We start from the raw sequence: 22634 nt of genomic DNA on the forward strand, positions 1-22634 counted from the left end.
AAAATTCATTATTTTTAAAGATTCATTTATGGGAAAGCTTATGAAGACAGATTTTACTTGCTTCAATTTTTACACGCAGGACATATCTAAAACAATTAAGGATATTTTGTTAATATTTGTGGGAGATTTTTTATGAAAAAATTATCAACACTTCTGACCCTTTTGGTGTGCTTCATTTTGTTTAGCACATCTGCATGGTCAGCAAATTGGATAGTAGATAACGTCGATGGACCTATCTATTCTATTCAAGACGCCGTCAATGCCGCTTCAGGTAATGACATTATCTATGTAAATGGTTCTGGTACCAGTTACACTGAAAATGTGAATATACCCGGTGGCAAAAACCAATTATCAATTATTGGTGTTAATGATGGTTCTGGTTTCCCGGTACTTGATGGTACTACGGCTGGAAACCCAAAAGTTGCTTTCAGAGTTAGCTCTGATAACGTGACTATTCAAAACATGGTGATTCAAAACTACAACTACGGTGGTGCAACTAACGTTGACTTCGGTAGCGCCCAACGCGGTGTGGGTATTGAATCGCTTATCGCTTCTTCCGGACACAATTTCTCAGATAATACAATTGATAATTGTAACTGGGGTATTTATGTTCGCGAAGGTAATAGTATTAGTGTTACTGATAACATTATTACAAATACTGTTGCTACCGCTCACGGTAGTGGCTATCCAAATACCGGTGGCGCCGGTATTGCTTTTGTTAGCGTAGGTGTTTCTTTGGATGAAAACACAATCGAAGATAACTCTATTACGACAACTGCTGTTTATGGTGTATTTTTTGGTCGCAGACTTGATGGTGGTGCTCCGGTTAATGGCGATAACGTCGTTATTAATGGTAACATTATTGCAGCTGCAGGTGTTGGAAACAACGGTTTCGCTATCTTTGTTAACAATATCAAGCCGAATGATGCCTTGAGAATTGAGAATAATGTGTTGAATAATAATGAAGCAGGTTTATTGTTAGACCAAAATGCTTCAGCTATGACTGACATTAATGTATTCAACAACGAATTTAATAATACTGTTTCTACTATTGAAGTTCAAACTGATGATTTATTCAGCGGTGGAACTTTATATGACATCATGTTCAATAATGGCAACATTTTTGACGAAGGTACTCCGACTACAACTCCGGGTGCTGTTGCTGCATTGGCAGTTTTAGTAGAAGAAGTGGTAAGCGATGGTAATAATCGTTTCATTCGCAATACTTTTGCTACTGCAATTGTTGACGGCGAAGCTTATTTGTCAGCTGCTGCTGCAAGTACAGACGTTAAAGTTTATGCTATGGCTGGACTTTATCCAAACGAAGTTGCACTTGTGTCAAATGACCCGTCAAATATGCAAAACATGTTGATTACAGGTGAAGTTAATGGCGGAAATCTTGCAACTGCGCAAGGTGATGTTGCCGGTACAACTATGTTTACAATTGACCCATTAAGTAATTTAACTGTTTCTTTCGAAAATTTGAATTTCAGTTTACTTGCAACTAATGCACAAGTAGCTATTGAAACAGAGTCTTCGAATACAAGTGTAACTGGAAGTGTATTCAGCACTGTAAACACAACTACTCCTGTAACAGGTGTAATTGCTACTGGCGCTGCAACTGCTGGTTTCGCTTTTGCTGAAAACGAAATGAATGGTAATTTTGGTACAGGTTTAATTATTGACCAAAATACTTTTACTATTAGTTGTAATGATTTCAATCCAACAACAACTGCTAACGTCATAATTGATGTTACTGATTGGAATGCTGATGTTGCTGATATCAACGGTGGTGAAATCATCAACAATACTTTCAATTCAGCTTTTGGTGCAACTGCTACTAACGTCAGAGTTATCTACCCAACTGTTCCTTCAGGTGGATTAGAAATAGGCGCACCTGCTAATGGTAACTTCTTCATGAATGGTGATCTTGCTATAGATTTAACCCTCATGGATAATAACCAAGTTACAATTGGATATAATAATTTCCAAGAAGCTGATTATATTGATTGGGTTAATAATTCAGCAGCTTTTGCAGTAAATGCAGGTTGGAATTATTGGGATATCCCAGGTACTGATCCTAACACTGAAATTAGTGCTATGATTACCGGTGCAGGCGCAGCTAATGTATCCTTCTTGCCAATCTTCACTGATGATACTGATACAGACTTAGATGTATGTGGTTTCCAAGTTGACCCAACTTCAGTTTGGGTTCCTGTTTATACAGCAGTTAATGTTGGTGACCCATTGACTCATCCGGATGCATTATTCTTCTGGACTTTGGAAGATGCGATTACAGATCCTAATACAGGTATCGGTTCCGGTGGTGCTCCTGAAAGATATGCAGTTTACATGTATAACACAGGTACATTAACAGAAAACAATGCCTTGGGAATTGGTTATCCAATGTTGATTGGTGGTGCTCCCGCTCAAGCTTCAAATGGTAATACAGACCCTGACCCAACTATGTGGACAGTAGAAGCTGCAAATGACATGGTTAATTTGTTTGAAATTTTCGAAACCGGTACAGCTATTAACCCTGTTGCTTTCGATAATTTTACATTGCACCCTTCTGATATCTCGCTATCATCAGATAATAATGCAATTTATATTGACATCTTTGGTGCTCCAAATATTATGTCATATTTGCAAGTTACTAATTGTATATTTGATGTTGCTCACATAAATCAATCAAGTGCAATTGTTGTTAATTCATCAACAGTTTCAATTGATAACTTCTTCATTTATAATAATACATTCATGAAGAATGATGACGGATTTGCTTTGCATGTAAATGCAGGTATCGTATCAACTGATATTGAATTCCTTCATAATAATATTTTATGGAATATTGCAGGTACTAATCCCGAATTTTCAATTTATTTTGAAGATGGTGTTGATGGTTTGATAGTTCTCGGTAATAATTTTGAAGCAGGTATCATATTAGAATCTGTTGCAAATAATATTGATAACCTTCAAATCGGTGCAGCGAAGATACTCATATGCTTGGATTTTTGCAAGGTAATACCTTCTTATCAAACGCTTCAGGTATAGATTACGGTATCTTCATTGAATCACCAATTGGTGGTGGCGATGTAAGCTCTTGCAAAGGATTTCAATCGAACAAAATTTGTTTGAAGATATTACTAGAGCAATTAATTTCCAAGTAGAGCCTTCTGAAATTACATTGCCAAATATCTTTATCAATGAAAACTGGTTCGTTAATATCGGTTCATCATCTATCAGACTTGATGGTACACCTCCTTACGCCGGTCAAATTGATGCAACAAACAACTACTGGGACACTGATGATGGTCCAATAGCTTTGATGACTGCTCCGGCTTGGAATGATAATTCTACATCACTTGACCCTGTAATTGCTAACTCATATAATTATGATGTTAATAATGCTGCATCTCCGAGTGGTGTACTTTACGAAGCTGATTACATTCAATTTGTTTATTGGTGGCAAAACTTCAATGTTAACATGGGACCGGGTTCATTTACAGGCGACCAATTTGCTCCAATTGTAAACTCACTTGGTGATGTTTATGCTTCATTAGTAATTGCTCTTGAAAATACACCAACCGGTGAAGATATCTTTATCACTGAAGGTGAATTTGTTGAGTCAAACACTATTCAACAACCAACACTTCCTTATGAAGTAAGTATTTATGGTGATGTTAATGGTGGTACCTATTTCAGACCCGACCAATTAAATGCTAATGGCGGCTATGCAAACCCATATATGTTCTATTTTGCTAGTGGTGCTAATGTAGGTGAAACAGTTGAAATTTCATTATATCACTTACATTTAGAAGATAACCGCACATTTATTAGTCAAGATGAAGATGTCTTTGCAGGAATTTATGTTGAAGGTAATGCAGTTAATTTAGCTACTGTGAGCTTCTATAATGGTTCAATGACCGGCTTAGACTTTGGTAATGATGGCTTCGGTTTCTATGCTGTTGACAACGTTGACGTAAGAGTTGAAAATTCTGATTTCACTGAAATCGAACATGCAGCTATTATGATAGAAAACGTCAGTATTGCACCAATAGCTAACTTGATTAACAACGTAATCGATGGTGCTAATGTTTCTCATTATGGTATTTATTTACTTGATGAAAGTGACGTAACTATCCAATACAACGTGATTTTGAACAATACAGGCGCAAGTGCAGGTATTTTCTCTTCAGGTATTGGAGCAGGAAGCTTGACAATCGAATATAACCAAATCTACTTAAACGGGTACGGTATTGAACTTGGTGTTGCTGGTGTAGGCGATGATTATTCGGCTGCTATTATCCGTGACAACGCTATCTATGATAACGTTACTGCAGGTTTGATTTACAACCCGAACGTTGCCTCGATGGTTTCAGCTAAAAACAACTACTGGGGTCATGACGCAGGTCCTGCTTCTTTAGGCGATTTGGGTCTTGGTATGTCACAACGTAATGCTTACTTTGATTTAGGAACTACTCAAGGCAACGCAGTTGTTGACGGTAACGCTAATTCAGAAATTGAATACTTACCTTACAGATTGACTTTGATGACACCAAACATTTCGATGATTGCAGGTGCAAGATTTGCTCCAATCATCAGAACAAATGCTGCAAACATTCCATTAGCTTTCTATGCAAACATGCTTTCTGTTGATGCTGATGTTTTGACAGGTTCAGATGAAGGTGTATATGTTTATGGTGGTAACTGGGCAGACTTGTTCTATGCAAGTAATGATGAAGTCAGATATATTGGTAAAAATAGAATGACTCCCTATTTTGCAACTTGGTTGATTAATCCGCAAGGCTCAGCTGCTGATGCTTGGGTTCCTTCAATTAAAGGTGCTGATGCTAATGGTCCTTTATTTATTACACATAATGTAGTTGGTTCACCTTTTAATGCTCAGATAACTACACTTCAAGAAATTTCAATTCAAGGTTTCACTTTTGATGCTAGAAATCAAACTGCTCCTTATGCCGGTAATTTCGATGACGGTATGTACGTAACAGGTGCAGCTGACCAAGTAACAGTAAATCAAAATACATTCCTTGGTGATGAAGATGATGCTTCAATTAATTTTATTGACGGCTACGCTACAGACTGGACTATTTCTAACAACTTGTTTGATGCAAGTTTGTCAACTCCGGCTAATGACCCGATTGCAGTAAATGTGACAAACGGTCTATTTGGTGGTCCTCATTCAGACATATTGATTGATAATAACGAAATAATCGGTGGCGCAGTAAATATTTTTGCTGACAATACTGATATTGCTGGTATTATGGTATCATTCAATGAGTTTACTGATGCAAAAGCAGGCGTAATAGCTTCAGGTGTTGGTTTACTCGGTGCCGGCGGACAATTGGAAAACATCTATATTGCAAATAACGTATTCTACGATTATCCAACTATTGACCAATTTGCTTTCGGTATCCCAACAGGAACACCTGATGATGCAGTTGTAAATGATTGGACAACAGACATCATGTTTACTGAAAACTATATTGGTGTTGACCCGCTTGATGGTGCTAATACAATGCCTTCAGTTGGTTTCCAAAACCCTACTCCACTTCTTACTTACACTTCAGCTATCTCAGCTACTTGTAACTGGTGGGGTTCAATCAATGGTCCTACTTATGCTCTTAACCCGGGTGGCGATGGTGCTACTGTAAGTGACAGAGTTTATATGGCTCCTTGGTTATCAGGCGCTAATAACAATGCTACATTTGGATTTGACCCAATGGATGCTTGCGACGGTGGTATTAGAGTTTGGGTTAACAATACTGGTGACCCATTAGACCAATTCATTATATTCCCGGGCTTACAAATGGCTGTGGATGACCCGAACGTTGTAAATTATATATATGATTTCATTTTCGTACATGATGATTACACAACAGGTGGAACTCCGGGCTTCTTAAACGAATCAGTTACTATTGATTGGATTAGTGCTGATACTTGGTTCTTATCAGCTGAAACAGCTACTAATGAAATCGGTTTAAGCGGTAATTTTGAATTAACGGGTCCTTTCTCATATGACTTAGTGATGGATTCACCAATGAGAGTTCAAGGTGACTTGATTCTTGACAATATTGGTTGCCAAGGTTGGTTAATATTAGCTGACCACGACTTTACAGTCGAAGGTCATATAACTGAAGGTTACTTCATCAATGTTGGTGTTAGTTGCCAAGTAGCTACAATTGGTGATGGTTATTTAGTTAAAGAAAACGTCGTAACCGGCGGTATAAATAACTTCCCTATCATTGGTCTAGGCGCTACAACAGGCACTCCAGCCGAATTCGTAGTGAACAGCGGTGGCTTTACTTTAGCTCAAAACAATATCTTAAAAGTTAGAGCAATGGGAGTTGACCCTGTAACTGCTAAGGGTATGGGACAAAACGGATTTGACATCAACAACTTATGGTCAGTTGATTTCACTAACAATGCCGGAACTAGTCCTAACTTTGCAATGCAATTAAGAGTTTACGATAACTCAATGAATGATGTTAACTTTGATAATATTACTTCATACGGTGCTTATTGGGATATGGATCCTGTGGCAACACAATGGACTACTAAGAAATCAAATTCATCATGGAATGGTTCTGACGGTATTCAAGTTACAAATTTTGACCTTGAAACAGGTCAAACTGATTGGGCAATTTTCTCAGGTCCAACTTCATTTGCATTGTCAGATGAACCAAACCAAGCTCGTAACATCATGTGGTACACTACTACAGACAGAAGCATTTCCTTCAAATGGACAAGAAATGACGCAGATGCACAATTCTATGCCATTCTTGCTCGCGAAGGTACAATGATTGCTGCTCCGTCGTCGTTTACTCCAACTCCGATTTCTACTTACGTTCCTTATACTTGTCCTCCATCACCAGATGGTCCTTGGACTTGTAATCCTGGTCACTTGAACTTTGCTGATGGTAATGTTAATATGGTTGACCCGAATTTCGATTGGGATGCTGCATTATTCCATGGAGACGCAGTTCCTAATGGTGTAAGAGTAATTAAAATTGGTGAATACGGAGCAGGTACTATATTTAACGCTAATGTTAATAACTTAGAACAAGGTACTTACTACGAATTCTTCGTTGCTAACTTTAACTATGGTGACGGTTCAACTCCTCTTGCCTCTATGGAATCAGGAGCTGACGGTATGGCTAACTACAATCTTGGACCAAACACTTTGAATCCAAGAACTCGTAAAACTATGCCTGCTGTTTATATGACGATAGACTTTAATGCAACATTCGCAGGTAACGTTTTAAATCAACCAAACAGAGTTTGGGCTTATACAGATTCAGACGGTAATTACGACCCAGCTGACATTTACAACAATATCGTAAGAGATAATGGTGTACTTGGCGCTTATGTAGTTCAAAATAATTACAACGGTGATAATTTGTTAGGCGGTCATGTTGCAGAAGTTTGTGATGATGGCGCTAACAGTTGGACAGCCAACAACGTCAGATTGCACTTTAAGAACTATGGTCGTTATACAGGTTCCGGTTGGATTATAAAATATTCAGAAAACAATGATACTAAGACATTTACTACTCCATCAACAGATGCATTTACTGATAGAACAAGAACTGCTAACACAGACTACTATTTAGTATCAGCTTATGATGGTGACGGTAAAGTTGCTTACAAATATGACAACATGCAAACAATTAGATTCCAAGTTGACGAAGTAACAGATGTAACTTTGACAGAAACACCTGCTGTTATGCCGACTTGCGAAGGTAACGCCGTAACTTTAGTTTCTGCTCCAAATAGCTATCCAAATGCTTCATTTGACAGATGGGAATATGATAGCGGTAGTGGTTGGACAACTTTCACTACTACATTACCGGGCGGTTCAACTGCTACTGGTGGTACTTCAAATACAATTACATTAAACTATTTAGACAACGGAACCTTCATTCGTGCGGTTTACACTAGTAATTCAATTTGCGACTTAGGTCTTGAATTTAATACTAATGCAATCGAACTTGAAATCTACGATGCTATGTTGACCGGTTTGCAACCTTACACAACTGCTCCTGCTGTTGTTGATAATGAAGCTCCTGGTGTATGCGAAGGTGCTAACGTAACATTCCAAGCTGATGATGGCGGTCCTTGGACTTCACCAAATAACTTAACCTTTATTGGTTGGGAATATTTTGATGGTGTATGGAATTCATTAGCAGACGGTTTATTAGTTGGTGCTACTATTTCCGGTTCAGCTACTCAAACAATGACAATTACCGGCGCTACTTTGGCTATGAACGGATATGATTTCCGTGCTATATGGAAAATGGTGACTGTGCTGTTGTTCCGACAGTAGAAACTAACCTTGAAGTAATCGAACAACCTGTTATTTCACAACAACCTATTGTTGACCCTGTTACAGTTTGTGCAGGAACAGCAATTGATGTTGATGCAATTGGCAGTCCTTTCACTAGTGTTCAATGGCAAATAAGTGACGATAACTCAACTTGGGTTAACCTCGTTGACGGCGCTGCATTTGTTTACATGGGTGGAACTGCTGAAATTGCAGGTGCAATGACTCAAAATCTTACTATTACTCCGGTTGATAATACTTGGGATAACTTCTACGTACAAATCGTTTATACAAACGAAGGTAGCGAAGGCGACGAATGTATTACAACTTCAAACTCAGCACAACTTGACATCTTGTTGGCTCCAATCGTAACTGCATTTACTTCTCCTGTTACAGTTTGCGAAGGTTCAAATAATAGCTACACAGCTGTTATTACTAACCCATACAATACACCTGTGACTTGGGAATATGATGACGGTATAAGTGGTTGGTTATCACTTGGTGCAGGCGTTGTTAATGGTACAACAGTATCATTCACAGGTGCAGGCGACGAAACACTTAATTTAGATGGTATTAGTTTATTGTGGGATGGCTATCAAGTTAGAGTAACTGCTTCAAACGGTACTTGCTCAGATACTGAAGGCTTCACAATCAATGTTGATGAATTACCTGTTGTAGTTACTAATCCTTTAGATGATGATGTTTGTGAATTCGGTGATTTACAATATGTTGTGGATTTCACTCCAACAACCGCTACTGTAACTTGGGAATTCTGGAATGGTGTTACTTGGGCTGATGTTGTTGATGGCGTTTCATTAACAGCTAACACGTTCAACATTCCTACAATCACAACAATAGGTGGAACAACTACTTTAGATGTTGCTAATGTAAATGTGGCAATCAATGGCTGGGATGTAAGAGTTGCTCTTGATAACGGTGTTTGTGGTACAGTTAATACTACTGCTGCAAATATGGGTATCTTCACAGTTCCTACTGTTCCTAACCCAATTGGTGCACAAAACATCTTGTCACATAAATTCGATGTAACTTATCCTGCTGACCCGAATGCACTTTCTTGGGATATCCAAGTTGCTGATGATGCCGGATTTACTAATATCGTATTCTCAACTACAGGCGTTGGTGCTTCACCATTTACAGGAATGACTGATTGTATTCTTGACCCTGCGTCAACTTACTACTTCAGAGTTCAAGCTGTTAATGCTTGTGGTGTTTCCGGTTGGAGTACTCCTTCGAATATCGTTACTTTAGACCCAACTGTTACAAATATGGCATGGTTAGGTGGATTCAGCGGTGACTTCGGTACAGGCGACCTTGGAACACCAACTTCACCTGAAACATTGAGATTGACTTATTATCAATTAGACGCTGACATTGCAATGACAATTCCTGCCGACTTCGAAGCATTTATCGGTGGTAATTGGGTTACTGGTGTTCAGAACTTAGGTTTGACACTTTATCTTGGCACTTCAGGTGTTCCTTTGAAAGAGATATCGATATTCGTTTCAACGCCACAGTTTGTGGAGTTATTGATGAAGATATTACAATTGCTTCTAACGAATTATGTCCGGGTAATACTGACATCATGGTTGGTTCGATAGCAGTTGAAGGATTTGGTAAAGTTCCCGAACCTACTGTTCAAGCGAGCGCTGTTTACTTTACAGCTAACGATGACAATGATTTCGACTTTACTTGGACTAATGGTGATGGTAATGGTAGATTAGTAACAATCGTTGAAGACGGTGCTACTGTTTGGTCACCAGCAGACTTTAATGATTATAGCGGTGTTGCAAGCACTACATTATCTGGTGGTAATGAAATTACAACCGGTAACTGGATTGTTGCAACAGGTAACGTATCAGGTCCGTTGAATGTTGATGGTTTGACTGCAGGCGTAGTTTACTATGCTTATGTATTCGAGTTCAACGAATGTGCTTCTGGTACTGAAGATTACTTATTACCAGGTGCTGTTGGACAAGTTTACCAATTGGCATTCTATACTGACGAACCTTCAACTCCAATGAATGGTATTCCTGACCAAACTTCAGGTGTAGCATTTACACAATCAGACGAAACAACTCCACTTGAAATCGAAGTAATGTTGCTTGACCGTGCTGGCGACCCGATTGCTAACCCATTTGCAGGATTTGGCGTTTCAATCGCCGGTGACCCGGCTCTTGGATCAGTATCAGTTGATGCCGGTTCTACAACAATTGCTAACGGTGCTGCAAGTACAGCAGGCACTCCAATGACAATCACTTGGACTTATGCTAACGGTATTTTGAATGCAAACTTAGTTGCTTCAACTGCTCAAGCTGGTGTCTTAACCGGTGAATCGAATGACTTCGTTCTTAACGTAGCTCCTCCGACTACACAAGCTAAGATTATCCTTTGGGTTGGCGTTCCATGTATTAACAATACTGAATTCAAATGGACTAACGGTGACGGTGCTTCCAGACTTGTTGTAGGTCGTGACGGTTCTTTACCTGAATTACCAACTGACTTGACTGATTATTCAGCACTTGCTAATACTGATTTCTCACTTGCCGGTACTCTCGGAACTGATACAAAGGTTCTTGCAGTTATCAATGGCAGTGGAAATACAATAACAGTTAGTGGTTTAACTCTTAACCAAACATACTACTTCCGCGTTTACGAATTTAACGGTACTGGCGGATTAGAAAGATACTTAACTGACAACGCATCATTCAACCCGCGTTCACGTAAGATTACTTGCTCAGATGGAAACAACTTGTTTGACCTCATCGTTGAAAACTTCAATGTTGTATCAGGCAAAGGTAAAGGAATCGTTTCTTGGAATACTGAATATGAACAAAATATCTCAGGTTTCGAAGTTTCGAGAATTGACCTTACTGAAGGTTCAAGCATGAATCCAATGCTCGTAGGTACTTATATGAATGCTGAAGAACTCGTTGCTGCCGGCAACACTACTACAGGTCAAACTTACAAATATACTGACAACACCGTAACTCTCGAAGTTGGCAGAACATACTTGTATCAATTGACTGCAGTTGCTTATGACGGCACACGCATCGATGTTGCTGAATCAGAAATTACAATTACTGACGATATCATTGCAGGTCCGGCTGAATTCAGCGTAACTCCTGTTCAAGTTATCAACAATGAAGCTACTTTCAAAGTTATCACTAACACTACTCAAGATGCTACTATCGAACTCTACGATGTAATCGGTAACAGAGTTGCTGTAATAGCAAATGGTATCATGTTGGGTGTTGGCGCTAACGAATTTAGCTGCCCGGTTGACAAACTTGTTAACGGTACATACATCATCTCCGTAAACGGTAAAGATGTATCAGCTATTCAGAAGTTCCAAATCGCAAGATAATCGCGAACTAAAGCATTTAAAAGCCCGCTCAATTGAGCGGGTTTTTTTTTGCTTTTATATTATTTTTGCATTGTATTATTAAGAAATATATTATATTGAATTCATGCACGATACAAGTTTGATATTAGACTTATTGATTGTATTCACGCTTTCGATAGCCGTTGTGTACATCTTCAATAGAATCAAAATTCCACCTATAGTTGGTTTTTTGCTGACGGGCTTATTAATTGGTCCAAACGGTTTCCATCTAATCGGAATGGAAGAAGAAGTTGATATTTTCGCTGAAATAGGCGTTATCCTAATCCTTTTTTCGATTGGGATTGATTTCTCGCTTAGCAAATTGCTCAATCTAAAGCGAATCATCTTATTAGGCGGTTCACTTCAAGTATTCTCAACAATTGCTGTGATTGCACTAATAAGCTATGGAATCGGCTTTGAAGTAAACGTAGCCATTTTCTTAGGATTCCTTGTCGCATTGAGTTCCACCGCTATAATACTGAAATTACTGATTTCCAACGGTGCTCTCGATACTCCGCAAGGGAAAATCTCTCTCGGCATTTTGATTTTCCAAGATATTATAATTCTGCCAATGTTTTTAGTTACCCCACTTTTGGCAGGGATGTCAGAAAATATCGTTTTATCGGTAGTGCTTCTAATTGCGAAAATAGTTGGAATTCTTGCCTTTCTATACATTTCAATTCAATTTGTGATGCCAAAACTTATCTTCGCCGTAGCCAAAACCCGTATCAAAGAGCTCTTCTTTTTCATCATCATTTTAATCGCACTCGTAGTTGTGTGGTTGTCCTCCGTACTTGGCATATCACTCGCACTTGGTGCCTTTCTCGCCGGATTAATCATTTCCGAATCCGATTATAGCCACGAAGCACTCAGCTTTGTAGAGCCAATGCGAGATGTCTTCGGTTCCATCTTTTTCATATCAATCGGAATGCTTTTCGACGTAAGTCTCGTATTCGAAAATTGGGAATTTGTGCTATTAGCAACTCTAATTGTATTAATTGTCAAATTCTTTAGCCTTAGTCTTGCTGTTTTAGTTTTGGGCTATCCCGTCCGAATCATCATGCTCGTCGGTCTAATGTTGGCACAAATCGGAGAATTCTCATTCGTCCTTTCCAAAATAGGCTTAGACAGCGGAATAATTAGTTTCGATATCTACAGCAAAGTAATAGCAGTTGCCGTTATCAGTATGCTTTTCACACCACTATATTTTGAATTCGCTCCCAAAATCGCATCCGCAATTGGCAAACTTAAAATTTTCGAAAAATATAATAACCGCGCCCAAACCGAAGGCGAACAACCCAAGAAATTGTCAAACCACATGATAATTGTCGGATTCGGACTAAACGGACGAAATCTGACCAAAGCTGCCTCAATCGCCGGACTCGAATACATTGTATTGGAAATGAACCCAATTACCGTCAAAAATGAAAAAGAAAACGGCGAACCGATTCACTATGGCGATGCCTCCAACGAAGCCATACTCGAATTTGCCTCAGTTAAAAAAGCAAAAATATTGGTCATTGCGATTTCCGACCCAACATCAACACGCGCCATAATTGCACAAGCCAAAAACATCAACCCGGACCTTTACATAATTGCCCGCACACGCTTCGTCCAAGAAGTTCAAGCCCTTTACACCTTAGGCGCCGATGAGGTAATTCCGGAAGAATTTGAAACATCAATCGAAATCTTTACCCGCGTACTGACCAGATATTTAATCCCGCGTCAGGAAATCGAACGCCTTGTGAACGACATCCGCTCCGACGGCTACGATATGCTCCGTTCCATCAGCCGCCGAGCAAGCTATACAGACATTGCCGAACACATCCCACATTTCGACGTATGCTCAATCCGCATCACCGACAAACACCATTTTATCGGCAAATCGCTCAACGAACTAAAAATCCGCAACCGCTACGAACTCACCGTTTTAGCCGTCAAACGTGGCTCTGAGTACATTGCAAACCCCCAAGCCGACGAAGTAATCGCCAAAGACGACATACTAATCACCTGGGGCGAAAGAAAGCAAATCAGCGAATTCAACACGGATATGGAGTAGGAAAATAGAATGAAGTGTTATCGTCAATGAAAATAGTAGTTAAAAATGGAGGATATATGTTAGAAATTAATGAAGTAATTCGCATTGCAAACAAGCATTTCGTGGATGCGATGAGCGTCAACGAAGGCAAAATGCGACAATGAATTATCTTATCTTCCTTATATTATTTTTTAATATACAGTTATTGACTTGTCAAGAAAATGATAAGTATATAAAATTTAATATAAGTTGTGAATATGATACATGGCTAAACAGTAACAGTATTTACTTTATTGATTCATTGGGAAACAAACAAGGTATATATATCATTGATAACAGGATTCATGATAATAATTTTTTAAAAATATCAAATCAGTTTAATAAATTTATAAATGAAAACACCTTGAATATATCTATAAAGACTAAAATAGGTATTGAAGATTCTGCAAATACTGAAATAAATGGAATGTATGAAGGAGAAAAAAACTTAAAAGTATATTTTACTAATGATAGTACAATAGTAAATTATGAATGGAAGTTGAAAGATTTAAAGCCAGTCATGTTTAAACATGGAGATTATTAGCTTGCTTATGAAAAGCACATACCCGAAAATCATTGACGCCAAAGCAAAATCACCTAATGTGATTGAGGTGCTGTTTGATAACCAAATCACCAAAATCTACGACTTCGAACCGTTGCTGAGTGATGCGAATTTCCAAATCTTGAATGAGTTCAATGTTTTCAAAAACTTCTCGATTTCAGCCGGTGGCTATGGTTTGGAATGGAATGAAGATTTAGACATCAGCGAATCTAAACTTTGGGTAAATGGCGTTACTGTAAAGTAACTCAGCACCCTCATTGTATTATTTATATGAAGGTGCGAAATTTTCTTTGATGTGCGTTTTTATAAAGTATTTGCCTAAAAATTCTCCTATATCACAGCTTCTCCAAAATCGTCTAATGAGGCGAGTCCGTTTCTGGCTTTTACGTCGTTGGGGTCTAATTCTAATGCTTTGCGATATGCAATCCGTGCATCATATTTTTTGTTCAAATTCAAATAGGCATCGCCAAGCAAAGCACATGCTGAGGGGCTTTCGGGGTTGTTGTCAACGACGTTTTTCAAGGCTGTCGCCGCTTCTTCGTAAAATCCCATACGTAAGCATACTACGCCAAGGTGAAAAAATGCGATAAGGAATTTTGGCTGTACTTTCGTGACGTGCGTGAAAAATTCTCTTGCTTCGGCTAAATGCCCGCAATGATAGCTTAATATTCCTGACCAGTAGTGTGCAATCAGGAAATTTTTGTCTAATTCGATACATTTTGCCAATGAGCGTAAGCCTTTTTTCAAGCTGCCCATCCGGTAATAGCCCAATCCCAATTCAAAATATATCGTCGGGAAACTTGGCAACTTTTCCGCACCTAATTCGAGGTAGTGAACGGATTGCTCGATGTCACCGAGCCTGTAGAGGGCGTTGCCGATGTGCTTGTAAACTATTCCTAAGTCGGGGTTGCGTCCCAATGCTTTTTTGTAATGCTCGATTGCGTCCAGATATTGCCCCTGAGTTTCGTGTTGGTATGCTTCCAAAATATCGGGGTCGTCCGAATCAAATCTAATATTAAGTCTATTCAAATCATTCATGATAAATTTTCGATATATTAAAAAATCAAATTTACGATATTTTCTGACAATGACAAATTACTACAATCATATTTTTAAAATTTATTGGCAACCGGGACATCTTGTCCGGCATAAAGGTAAAATCCGTTGCCGTTCTTGCGTCCGTAATGTCCGGCGGCTACAACTTTCTTCAATAATGGACATGGACGATATTTCGGGTCGCCAAGGTCGTTATGGAGCACTTCCAATATTGCCAAGCATGTATCCAAACCGATTAAATCTGCCAATGCGAGTGGTCCCATTGGGTGTGCGAAGCCTAATTTTGCGACTTCATCAATTGCATCAACTGTACCGACGTTTTCCATCAGAGCAAAGATTGCTTCGTTGATGAATGGCAATAGTATTCGGTTAGAAATGAAACCCGGATAATCGTTTGCTGTAACGGGTGTTTTGCCCAATTTTTTGCAAAGCTCGACTGTTGCGTTGTAAACTTCGTCGCCTGTGGTAAGTCCGCGAATTACTTCGACGAGTTTCATCATCGGGACGGGATTCATGAAGTGCATTCCGATTACTTGAGCGGGTCGCTTTGTTCGAGCAGCAATTTCAGTGATTGAAATTGTTGAGGTATTCGATGCAAGTATAGCTTCGGGCTTGGCAATTGCGTCAAGTTCGGCAAATATTTTGAATTTGAGCTCTTTGTTTTCTGTGGCAGCTTCGATTATTATATCAGCGTCAGCACAAGCGGACATTTCAGTCGTTGCGAAGATATTTGCCATAGTTGCATCCATTTGCTCTTGCGAAATTTTCTCTTTCTTCACTTGGCGGTCTAAATTTTTGCTAATAGTGCCGATTCCACGCTCAATAGCTTGATCATTAATATCGAATAATGTTACTTTGTAGTTTGCAAGTGCAAAAACGTGAGCAATTCCGTTGCCCATTGTTCCGGCGCCGATGACGGCAATTTTGTTGAATTCCATGACATTTTCTCCTTTTTTAATAAATTTTACTTACTTAATTTTTACAATACGAAAGGCTTTATTTTTTGTTTGATTGCTTACAGATAGAGCGTTTTTATGGCGAATCTAATCATATTTTTAGGTGTACCTGTTGTTGTAACTTTAAGCTACCCAAATTTGTTATTGTTATGTCAATAATCGCTAAAAGAATATTATATTTGTGTTTCATATAATTAAATTTTTTGAAAATTATATATATTCAAAGTTAACAATAACAAGGTTAATATCAAAGGGAAAAAGGTCATTTTTATGTCGTCGCTACAATATAAAGCATTTTATGTCGAAGAAGTCTCTCCCAATACATTTGTCAGAAGCATTATCGAATTGCCGATTGATAGTTTGCCGGATAACGATGTTTTAATCAAAGTTCATTATTCTTCACTTAATTACAAAGATGCTCTTTCATCAAAAGGGCACAAAGGTGTATCGAAATTTTACCCGCACACTCCCGGCATAGATGCTGCAGGAGTAGTTGTTGAATCAAAAGTGCCGGAGTTTGCATCCGGTGACGAAGTCATTGTAACAGGCTATGACCTGGGTATGAATACCCCCGGAGGATTCGGACAATACATCAAAGTTCCGGCTTCGTGGATTGTGAAAAAACCTGAAACTCTGACTTTAAAAGAATCTATGATTTACGGTACAGCAGGTTTCACAGCGGGAATTTGCATTACCGAACTTCAAAATCATAATGTAATGCCCGGAATGGGCAAGGTGTTAGTTACAGGAGCAACGGGTGGCGTTGGTTCATTGGCTATTTCGATATTAGCGAAAATCGGCTATGAAGTTGTTGCTTCAACAAGCAAATTGCATTACGAAGAATTTTTGCTCAAAATGGGTGCTACCGAAGTCATACGCAAGAATATGATTCTCGACCTAACGGCGCGACCTCTGCTTTCAGGGCAATGGCTCGGTGTTGTTGAAAATGTCGGAGGCGGGACACTATCCTCGGTGATACGTTCTACTCAACAGCATGGTTGCGTTTGCGTGGTTGGTAACGTCGGGGGAGACGTACTCACAACTTCTGTGTATCCGTTTATTTTGCGTGGAGTTACACTTTGCGGGATTGATTCCGCTTCACGCCCGATGCATTTAAGAACCAATATTTGGGATAAATTGGCAACTGATTGGAAAGTAGAACTGCCCCAATCATTTGTAAATGTTGTAAAATTAGATTCGCTAACACGCGAAATTGATAAGATTCTTGACGGAAAACAAACCGGAAGAGTAGTCTTAGAGCATGACCACTAATCCGGTCTATTTAATCTAAATAAAATTATTTCAGCAAACTTCTGGCGATTACCAATCTTTGGATTTCGCTTGTACCCTCGTATATTTCGGTGATTTTTGCATCACGATAATAACGCTCGGCATTGAAATCTTCCGTATAGCCAAAGCCACCGTGTATCTGGATTGATTTGTTGGCACAAAACATCGCTGCTTCCGAAGCATCTAATTTTGCCATAGCTGCTTCACGGGAATAATCCATTCCCTCGTTTTTCATCTTGCTTGCTCGCCAAGTAAGTAACCAAGCAGCTTCGTAGCGTACCCACATATCGGCTATCATCCATTGAATAGCTTGGAAATTGGAAATTGGCTGGTCGAATTGGAAGCGTTCTTTAGAATATTTAATTGCATCTTCTATAGCTGCACGAGCTATCCCCAATGCTTGAGAAGCAATTCCAAGTCTGCCGCCGTCCAAAGTCACCATTGCTACTTTAAAGCCTTTGTTGAGTTCGCCCAAAAGTGCTTCTTTGGGCAATTCGACATTCTCCAAGATAATTTCGGCTGTGGACGATGATTTGATACCGAGTTTTCGCTCTAATTTGCCCACATAGCAGCCGGGTGTCCCTTTTTCGATGATGAACGCCGAAATGCCTTTAACTTTTTGCGATGGCTCTGTAGAGGCTATCAAAATATAAATTTCGGCTTCGTTACCGTTTGTAGCCCATAATTTTGCACCGTTCAAAATCCATTTGTCACCTTGCAAAACAGCAGTCGTTTTCGTCGCACCGGCATCGGAGCCGGCACCGGATTCGCTGAGCGAAAATGCCCCGATTTTATTCCCCGAAAGCAAGTCCGGCAAATATTTTTGCTTTTGTTCCTCAGTCCCAAAACGATAAATCGGGTCGCAAACCAAAGATGAATGTGCCGAAATAATAACACCTGTCGAGGCGCACCATCTCGAAACTTCCTCAACTGCCAGCATGTACGAAATATAATCCATGTCGGCGCCACCATAATCCGAAGGGTAAGCAATTCCCATCAAACCGAGTTCGCCCGCTTCCTTGATAATGTCAGCCGGAAATCTGTGATTGCGTTCATTTTCCGCTGCCACAGGTCCTATGCGTTCTTTGGCAAATTTATGCACCATTTCTTTTAGCATAATTTGCTCTTCTGTCAACAAGTAATCCATATAATCCTCATCAGTAATAATTATTCTGAAATTTCATTTCCTAATTTTTTAAATATATCAAATCATATCATCTTACCAAAACTTTAAATTCGATTTGTTCATAAAATTTAACAAAAAAGTGATTCTTAAACGACATCATAAAGTAGAAAAGAGATTATATTTGAGCAATGGAAAGAAAAATTATCCATATTGATATGGACGCCTTTTTTGTGGCAGTAGAGCAACGCGACAACCCAAGTTTGCGTGGCAAACCCGTTGTGGTTGGCAGTCCTCACAAAAGAGGAGTTATTGCCGCTGCAAGTTACGAAGCACGGAAATACGGAATATTTTCTGCAATGCCGTCTATGGTGGCTGCTCGAAAATGCAAAAATTTGATTTTTGTTACAGGACGATTCCAAGCTTATAAAGAAGCCTCAGAGCAAATCATGCAAGTATTTTACGAATATACTGACCAAGTCGAGCCACTTTCACTTGACGAAGCCTACCTTGATGTCACTACGAACAAAATGAGCAATCCATCGGCTACAAATATTGCTAAAGAAATCAAAGCACGAATAAAGGAATCCACCGAGCTCACTGCATCTGCCGGAGTGTCCTTCAATAAATTCTTAGCAAAAGTAGGTTCTGATTTCAACAAACCCGACGGATTGTGCGTAATCACTCCTGCGACTTCCACAAAATTTATCGAAGCATTGAAAATTGAAAAATTCCCCGGAGTGGGCAAAGTGACTGCCCGAAAATTACATGAATTGGGGATTTCGACCGGAAAAGATTTGAAAAAGTTAAACCAACAATCATTAATAAATCAATTCGGCAAATTCGGCGAATATCTCTTCAACATGTCTCATGGTATTGACAATCGCGAAGTCATCGCAGAACGCATTCGCAAATCAATCGGTTCCGAAAGAACTTTTGGCGAAGACATTCTTGATGAAGCAAAATTGCTCGAATCATTGAAGCGAATTGCCGAAATCTTAGACAAAAGAATAAAAAAATCGAATTCGTCCGGCAAAACTTTGACACTTAAAATTAAATATTTCGATTTCGAGATTACAACACGTTCCAAAACAGTCTTCAATCCAATTTCGGAAATTAACGAAGTTTTCGCACTTGCCCAAGAACTCTTTTACACACCTAAAGCTCCATTCAAAAGAGTGCGTTTGCTCGGCTTATCATTATCCAATTTGGACAATCATGAAATCAATATTGGCGACCAGTTGAAATTGAATTTTCGTGAACATCATAAGTTGAAAGTTGGGCTGTAATGCTTTTAAAATATCCGATATTACAAATCGTACTTTTCAATAAGTGAATGAACAAAGGTGAAATATGCTTAGTGAATATCTAAATGAAGCAATCAAACAAGCTAAATATGAAATTTTAGAAGATGATAATTCCGTCTATGCTGAAATTCCTGCTTGTCCGGGTGTTTATGCAAATGCGAAATCATTCGAAGAATGCCGTACTTTACTAATAGAAGTTTTGGAAGAATGGCTTTTCTTGAGGTTACGGAAGAATTTGCAAATCCCCACAATTTCATAGGGTCGAGGGTTTATGGTCGAAACATTCAATTCTATTCCTTTGTGTCCTTTGCGGTAAAATGTATTCCTTTGCGTCCTTTGCGGTAAAATGTATTCCTTTTTCATCTTAATATCTTCACAATCAACTAAAAAAACAAGAAAATAAAATTAATTGAAATATATCTCGTTTACCGAAATTAATGACTTTACATAATTACGGTAGAATATGTCAATAAATAGGAATTTAACCAACGAACAAGTTTTTTTAAGAGATTCTGTTAGACGATTTGCCGAAGAGGTAATCAAGCCTCAGGCGAAAGATTTGGACGAGAAAGAGGAGTTTTCATACGAAATAACTGCACAAATGGCGGAAATGGGATTTCTGGGAGCCTTCTTGCCCGAAAAGTACGGCGGAAGCGGGCTCGACTATCTATCGTATATTATCATTGTCGAAGAAATTGCCCGTGTTGACAGCGCTCAAGCAGCAACTATTGCCGCTCATAACTCACTTGGCACCGGTCCTATTTATGATTACGGCAGCGATGAACAAAAGGAAAATTACCTCCCTCAACTTGCAGGTGGCAAATTATGGGGATTTGGTTTGACAGAACCCGAAGCCGGCTCTGATGCGGGAAATACCAAAACCCGTGCATATCAAGAGCAAGGCGATTGGACTATTAACGGGTCGAAAATCTTCATTACCAATGCTTCTACAGACATTACCTTAGGCTCTACGGTTTTGGCTGTGACAGGTCAGCAACCCGACGGCAGAAAAGAGTTCACATCCTTCATTGTCGAAAATTCAAATCCCGGAATGGAATGTCGCCAAATGAAAGGCAAAATGATGTGGCGTTCATCGAATACTTCTGAGCTTTATTTCTCCGATTGCAAAGTGACTAATGAGTATATCTTAGGCAAACGTGGTGATGGATTCAAGCAAATGCTGGCAACTTTGGACAAAGGACGACTTTCAATAGCCGCTATGGGATTGGGTTTGGCTCAAGGTGCTTTTGAATCGGCTCTTAATTATGCAAAACAAAGAAAAACCTTCGGACGTGCGATTTCTACATATCAATCGAATGCTTTCAAGCTTGCAGACATTGATATGGGAATCGAACTTGCCCGAAATTATTTATATGAAGTGTGTCGTATGGCGGCTCGCGGTGAAAAAATCACAAAAGAATCTGCAATTGCCAAATTATATTGCTCCGAATTAGCCCACAAAGCCGCAGACCATTGTGTCCAAATACACGGCGGATACGGGCTGATGAAGGAATATGATGCAGAGCGATTCTACCGTGACCAAAAATTGCTCGAAATCGGCGAAGGCACTTCCGAAATTCAAAGATTAGTTATTTCACGTATTATAGGATGTTTCGATTAATTATGCAACATAAGGTTTTGAGATGACTCGCATTATAGAATGTCCGCGTGATGCGATGCAAGGCATTGAGGAATATATCCCAATAGCGACAAAAGTAAATTACATTAATAAACTTCTGAAAGTAGGATTTGACACGATTGATTTCGGTTCATTTGTATCTCCGAAATCTGTGCCGCAAATGAGAGATACTGCTGAAGTTCTCAGAAAATTGAATCTGAACGGCTCAAGTTCGTTTCTTCTGGCAATTGTAGCGAATTTGCGTGGTGCTGAAGATGCTGTTATGTTCGATGAAATTGATTTTCTCGGCTTCCCATTTTCTGTATCTGAGACCTTCCAGAAAAAGAATACAAATTCTACGATTGACCAATCTTTGGCAAGGGTTGAAGAAATCCACGATACTTGTGTCCGTACAAACAAAGAATTGATAATTTATCTTTCGATGGCGTTCGGCAATCCTTACGGCGACCCTTGGAGTTTTGACGAAATAGGGCGGCGTGTAGAGCAATTGACCGATTTAGGCGTGAATACTATTGCATTATCGGATACTGTGGGAGTCTCTAACCCGGGAAATATCAAGCATTTATATTCAAATCTCACTGAAGAATTCCCATTTATTGAATTCGGGGCACATTTGCATAGCAGCCCGGACTCATGGCGCGAAAAAATTCAAGCTGCTTACGATAGCGGATGTCGCCGTTTCGATGCTGCTCTCAAAGGTTGGGGTGGGTGCCCGATGGCTCAAGATGATTTGGTCGGCAATATTGCTACAGAAAACTTAGTTGCTTTTCTGAAGCAACATGATGAAGATTTCGAGATAAATGAACATGAATTCAGCCAGGCTCTCGAAGCTGCCAATAGTATTTTCAAATAGTTAAACCAGGATTTATAATATTGC

Annotated in this window: 14 protein-coding genes; 11 read left to right on the plus strand and 3 right to left on the minus strand. The window is 39.3% G+C overall.

Features of this window, described 5'->3' with window-relative positions:
* Positions 1–132: 132 nt before the first annotated feature.
* The 6 genes from M9949_11440 (at position 133) to M9949_11465 (ending at position 14630) form a co-directional block, all read left to right on the plus strand.
* A complete protein-coding gene (locus M9949_11440; protein ID MCO5252015.1) occupies positions 133–3054 on the plus strand; it encodes a hypothetical protein in 2922 nt (973 codons plus the stop codon).
* A 76-nt stretch (positions 3055–3130) separates the two neighbouring features.
* Positions 3131–8347: a right-handed parallel beta-helix repeat-containing protein gene (locus M9949_11445; protein ID MCO5252016.1), complete on the plus strand. Its 5217-nt coding sequence runs from the start codon at positions 3131–3133 to the stop codon at positions 8345–8347.
* Positions 8348–9782: 1435 nt separating this feature from the next.
* Positions 9783–11729, plus strand: coding sequence for a T9SS type A sorting domain-containing protein (locus tag M9949_11450; protein ID MCO5252017.1), 1947 nt, complete (start codon positions 9783–9785; stop codon positions 11727–11729).
* Between the two features lie 103 nt (positions 11730–11832).
* Complete coding sequence (locus tag M9949_11455) at positions 11833–13806, plus strand: cation:proton antiporter (GenBank protein ID MCO5252018.1); 1974 nt, start codon at positions 11833–11835, stop codon at positions 13804–13806.
* 139 nt (positions 13807–13945) lie between these two features.
* Positions 13946–14368 carry a hypothetical protein gene (locus M9949_11460; protein MCO5252019.1) on the plus strand — a complete coding sequence of 141 codons (423 nt, stop codon included), beginning with the start codon at positions 13946–13948 and terminating at the stop codon, positions 14366–14368.
* 7 nt (positions 14369–14375) lie between these two features.
* The gene (locus M9949_11465) at positions 14376–14630 is read left to right on the plus strand and encodes a DUF2442 domain-containing protein (protein ID MCO5252020.1); all 255 of its coding nucleotides are present in this window, start codon (positions 14376–14378) and stop codon (positions 14628–14630) included.
* Between the two features lie 86 nt (positions 14631–14716).
* Here M9949_11465 and M9949_11470 read toward each other — a convergent pair whose 3' ends face one another.
* Positions 14717–15424, minus strand: coding sequence for a tetratricopeptide repeat protein (locus M9949_11470; GenBank protein ID MCO5252021.1), 708 nt, complete (start codon positions 15422–15424; stop codon positions 14717–14719).
* A gap of 74 nt (positions 15425–15498) precedes the next feature.
* Positions 15499–16380, minus strand: a complete 882-nt coding sequence (locus M9949_11475; protein MCO5252022.1) for a 3-hydroxybutyryl-CoA dehydrogenase — start codon at positions 16378–16380, stop codon at positions 15499–15501.
* A 288-nt stretch (positions 16381–16668) separates the two neighbouring features.
* Here M9949_11475 and M9949_11480 point away from each other — a divergent pair, with 288 nt between their 5' ends.
* Positions 16669–17670 (plus strand): YhdH/YhfP family quinone oxidoreductase, encoded by a 1002-nt coding sequence (locus M9949_11480; protein MCO5252023.1) that lies wholly within the window; start codon positions 16669–16671, stop codon positions 17668–17670.
* 25 nt (positions 17671–17695) lie between these two features.
* On the opposite strand, the gene M9949_11485 is transcribed toward M9949_11480, so the two are convergent.
* Positions 17696–18835 carry an acyl-CoA dehydrogenase gene (locus tag M9949_11485; GenBank protein ID MCO5252024.1) on the minus strand — a complete coding sequence of 380 codons (1140 nt, stop codon included), beginning with the start codon at positions 18833–18835 and terminating at the stop codon, positions 17696–17698.
* Between the two features lie 167 nt (positions 18836–19002).
* Between M9949_11485 and dinB the strand changes: the two genes are divergently transcribed.
* From dinB to M9949_11505, 4 genes are all read left to right on the plus strand, one after another.
* Positions 19003–20100 carry a DNA polymerase IV gene (gene dinB / locus M9949_11490; protein MCO5252025.1) on the plus strand — a complete coding sequence of 366 codons (1098 nt, stop codon included), beginning with the start codon at positions 19003–19005 and terminating at the stop codon, positions 20098–20100.
* A 64-nt stretch (positions 20101–20164) separates the two neighbouring features.
* Entirely contained in the window at positions 20165–20377 is a 213-nt protein-coding gene (locus M9949_11495) for a type II toxin-antitoxin system HicB family antitoxin (protein MCO5252026.1), read from the plus strand.
* Between the two features lie 210 nt (positions 20378–20587).
* A complete protein-coding gene (locus tag M9949_11500) occupies positions 20588–21739 on the plus strand; it encodes an acyl-CoA dehydrogenase family protein (GenBank protein ID MCO5252027.1) in 1152 nt (383 codons plus the stop codon).
* Between the two features lie 22 nt (positions 21740–21761).
* Positions 21762–22610, plus strand: a complete 849-nt coding sequence (locus M9949_11505) for a hydroxymethylglutaryl-CoA lyase (GenBank protein MCO5252028.1) — start codon at positions 21762–21764, stop codon at positions 22608–22610.
* The last annotated feature ends 24 nt before the right edge of the window (positions 22611–22634 follow it).

Source organism: Candidatus Kapaibacterium sp. (assembly GCA_023957315.1).
GTDB lineage: Bacteria > Bacteroidota > Ignavibacteria > Kapaibacteriales > UBA2268 > PGYU01.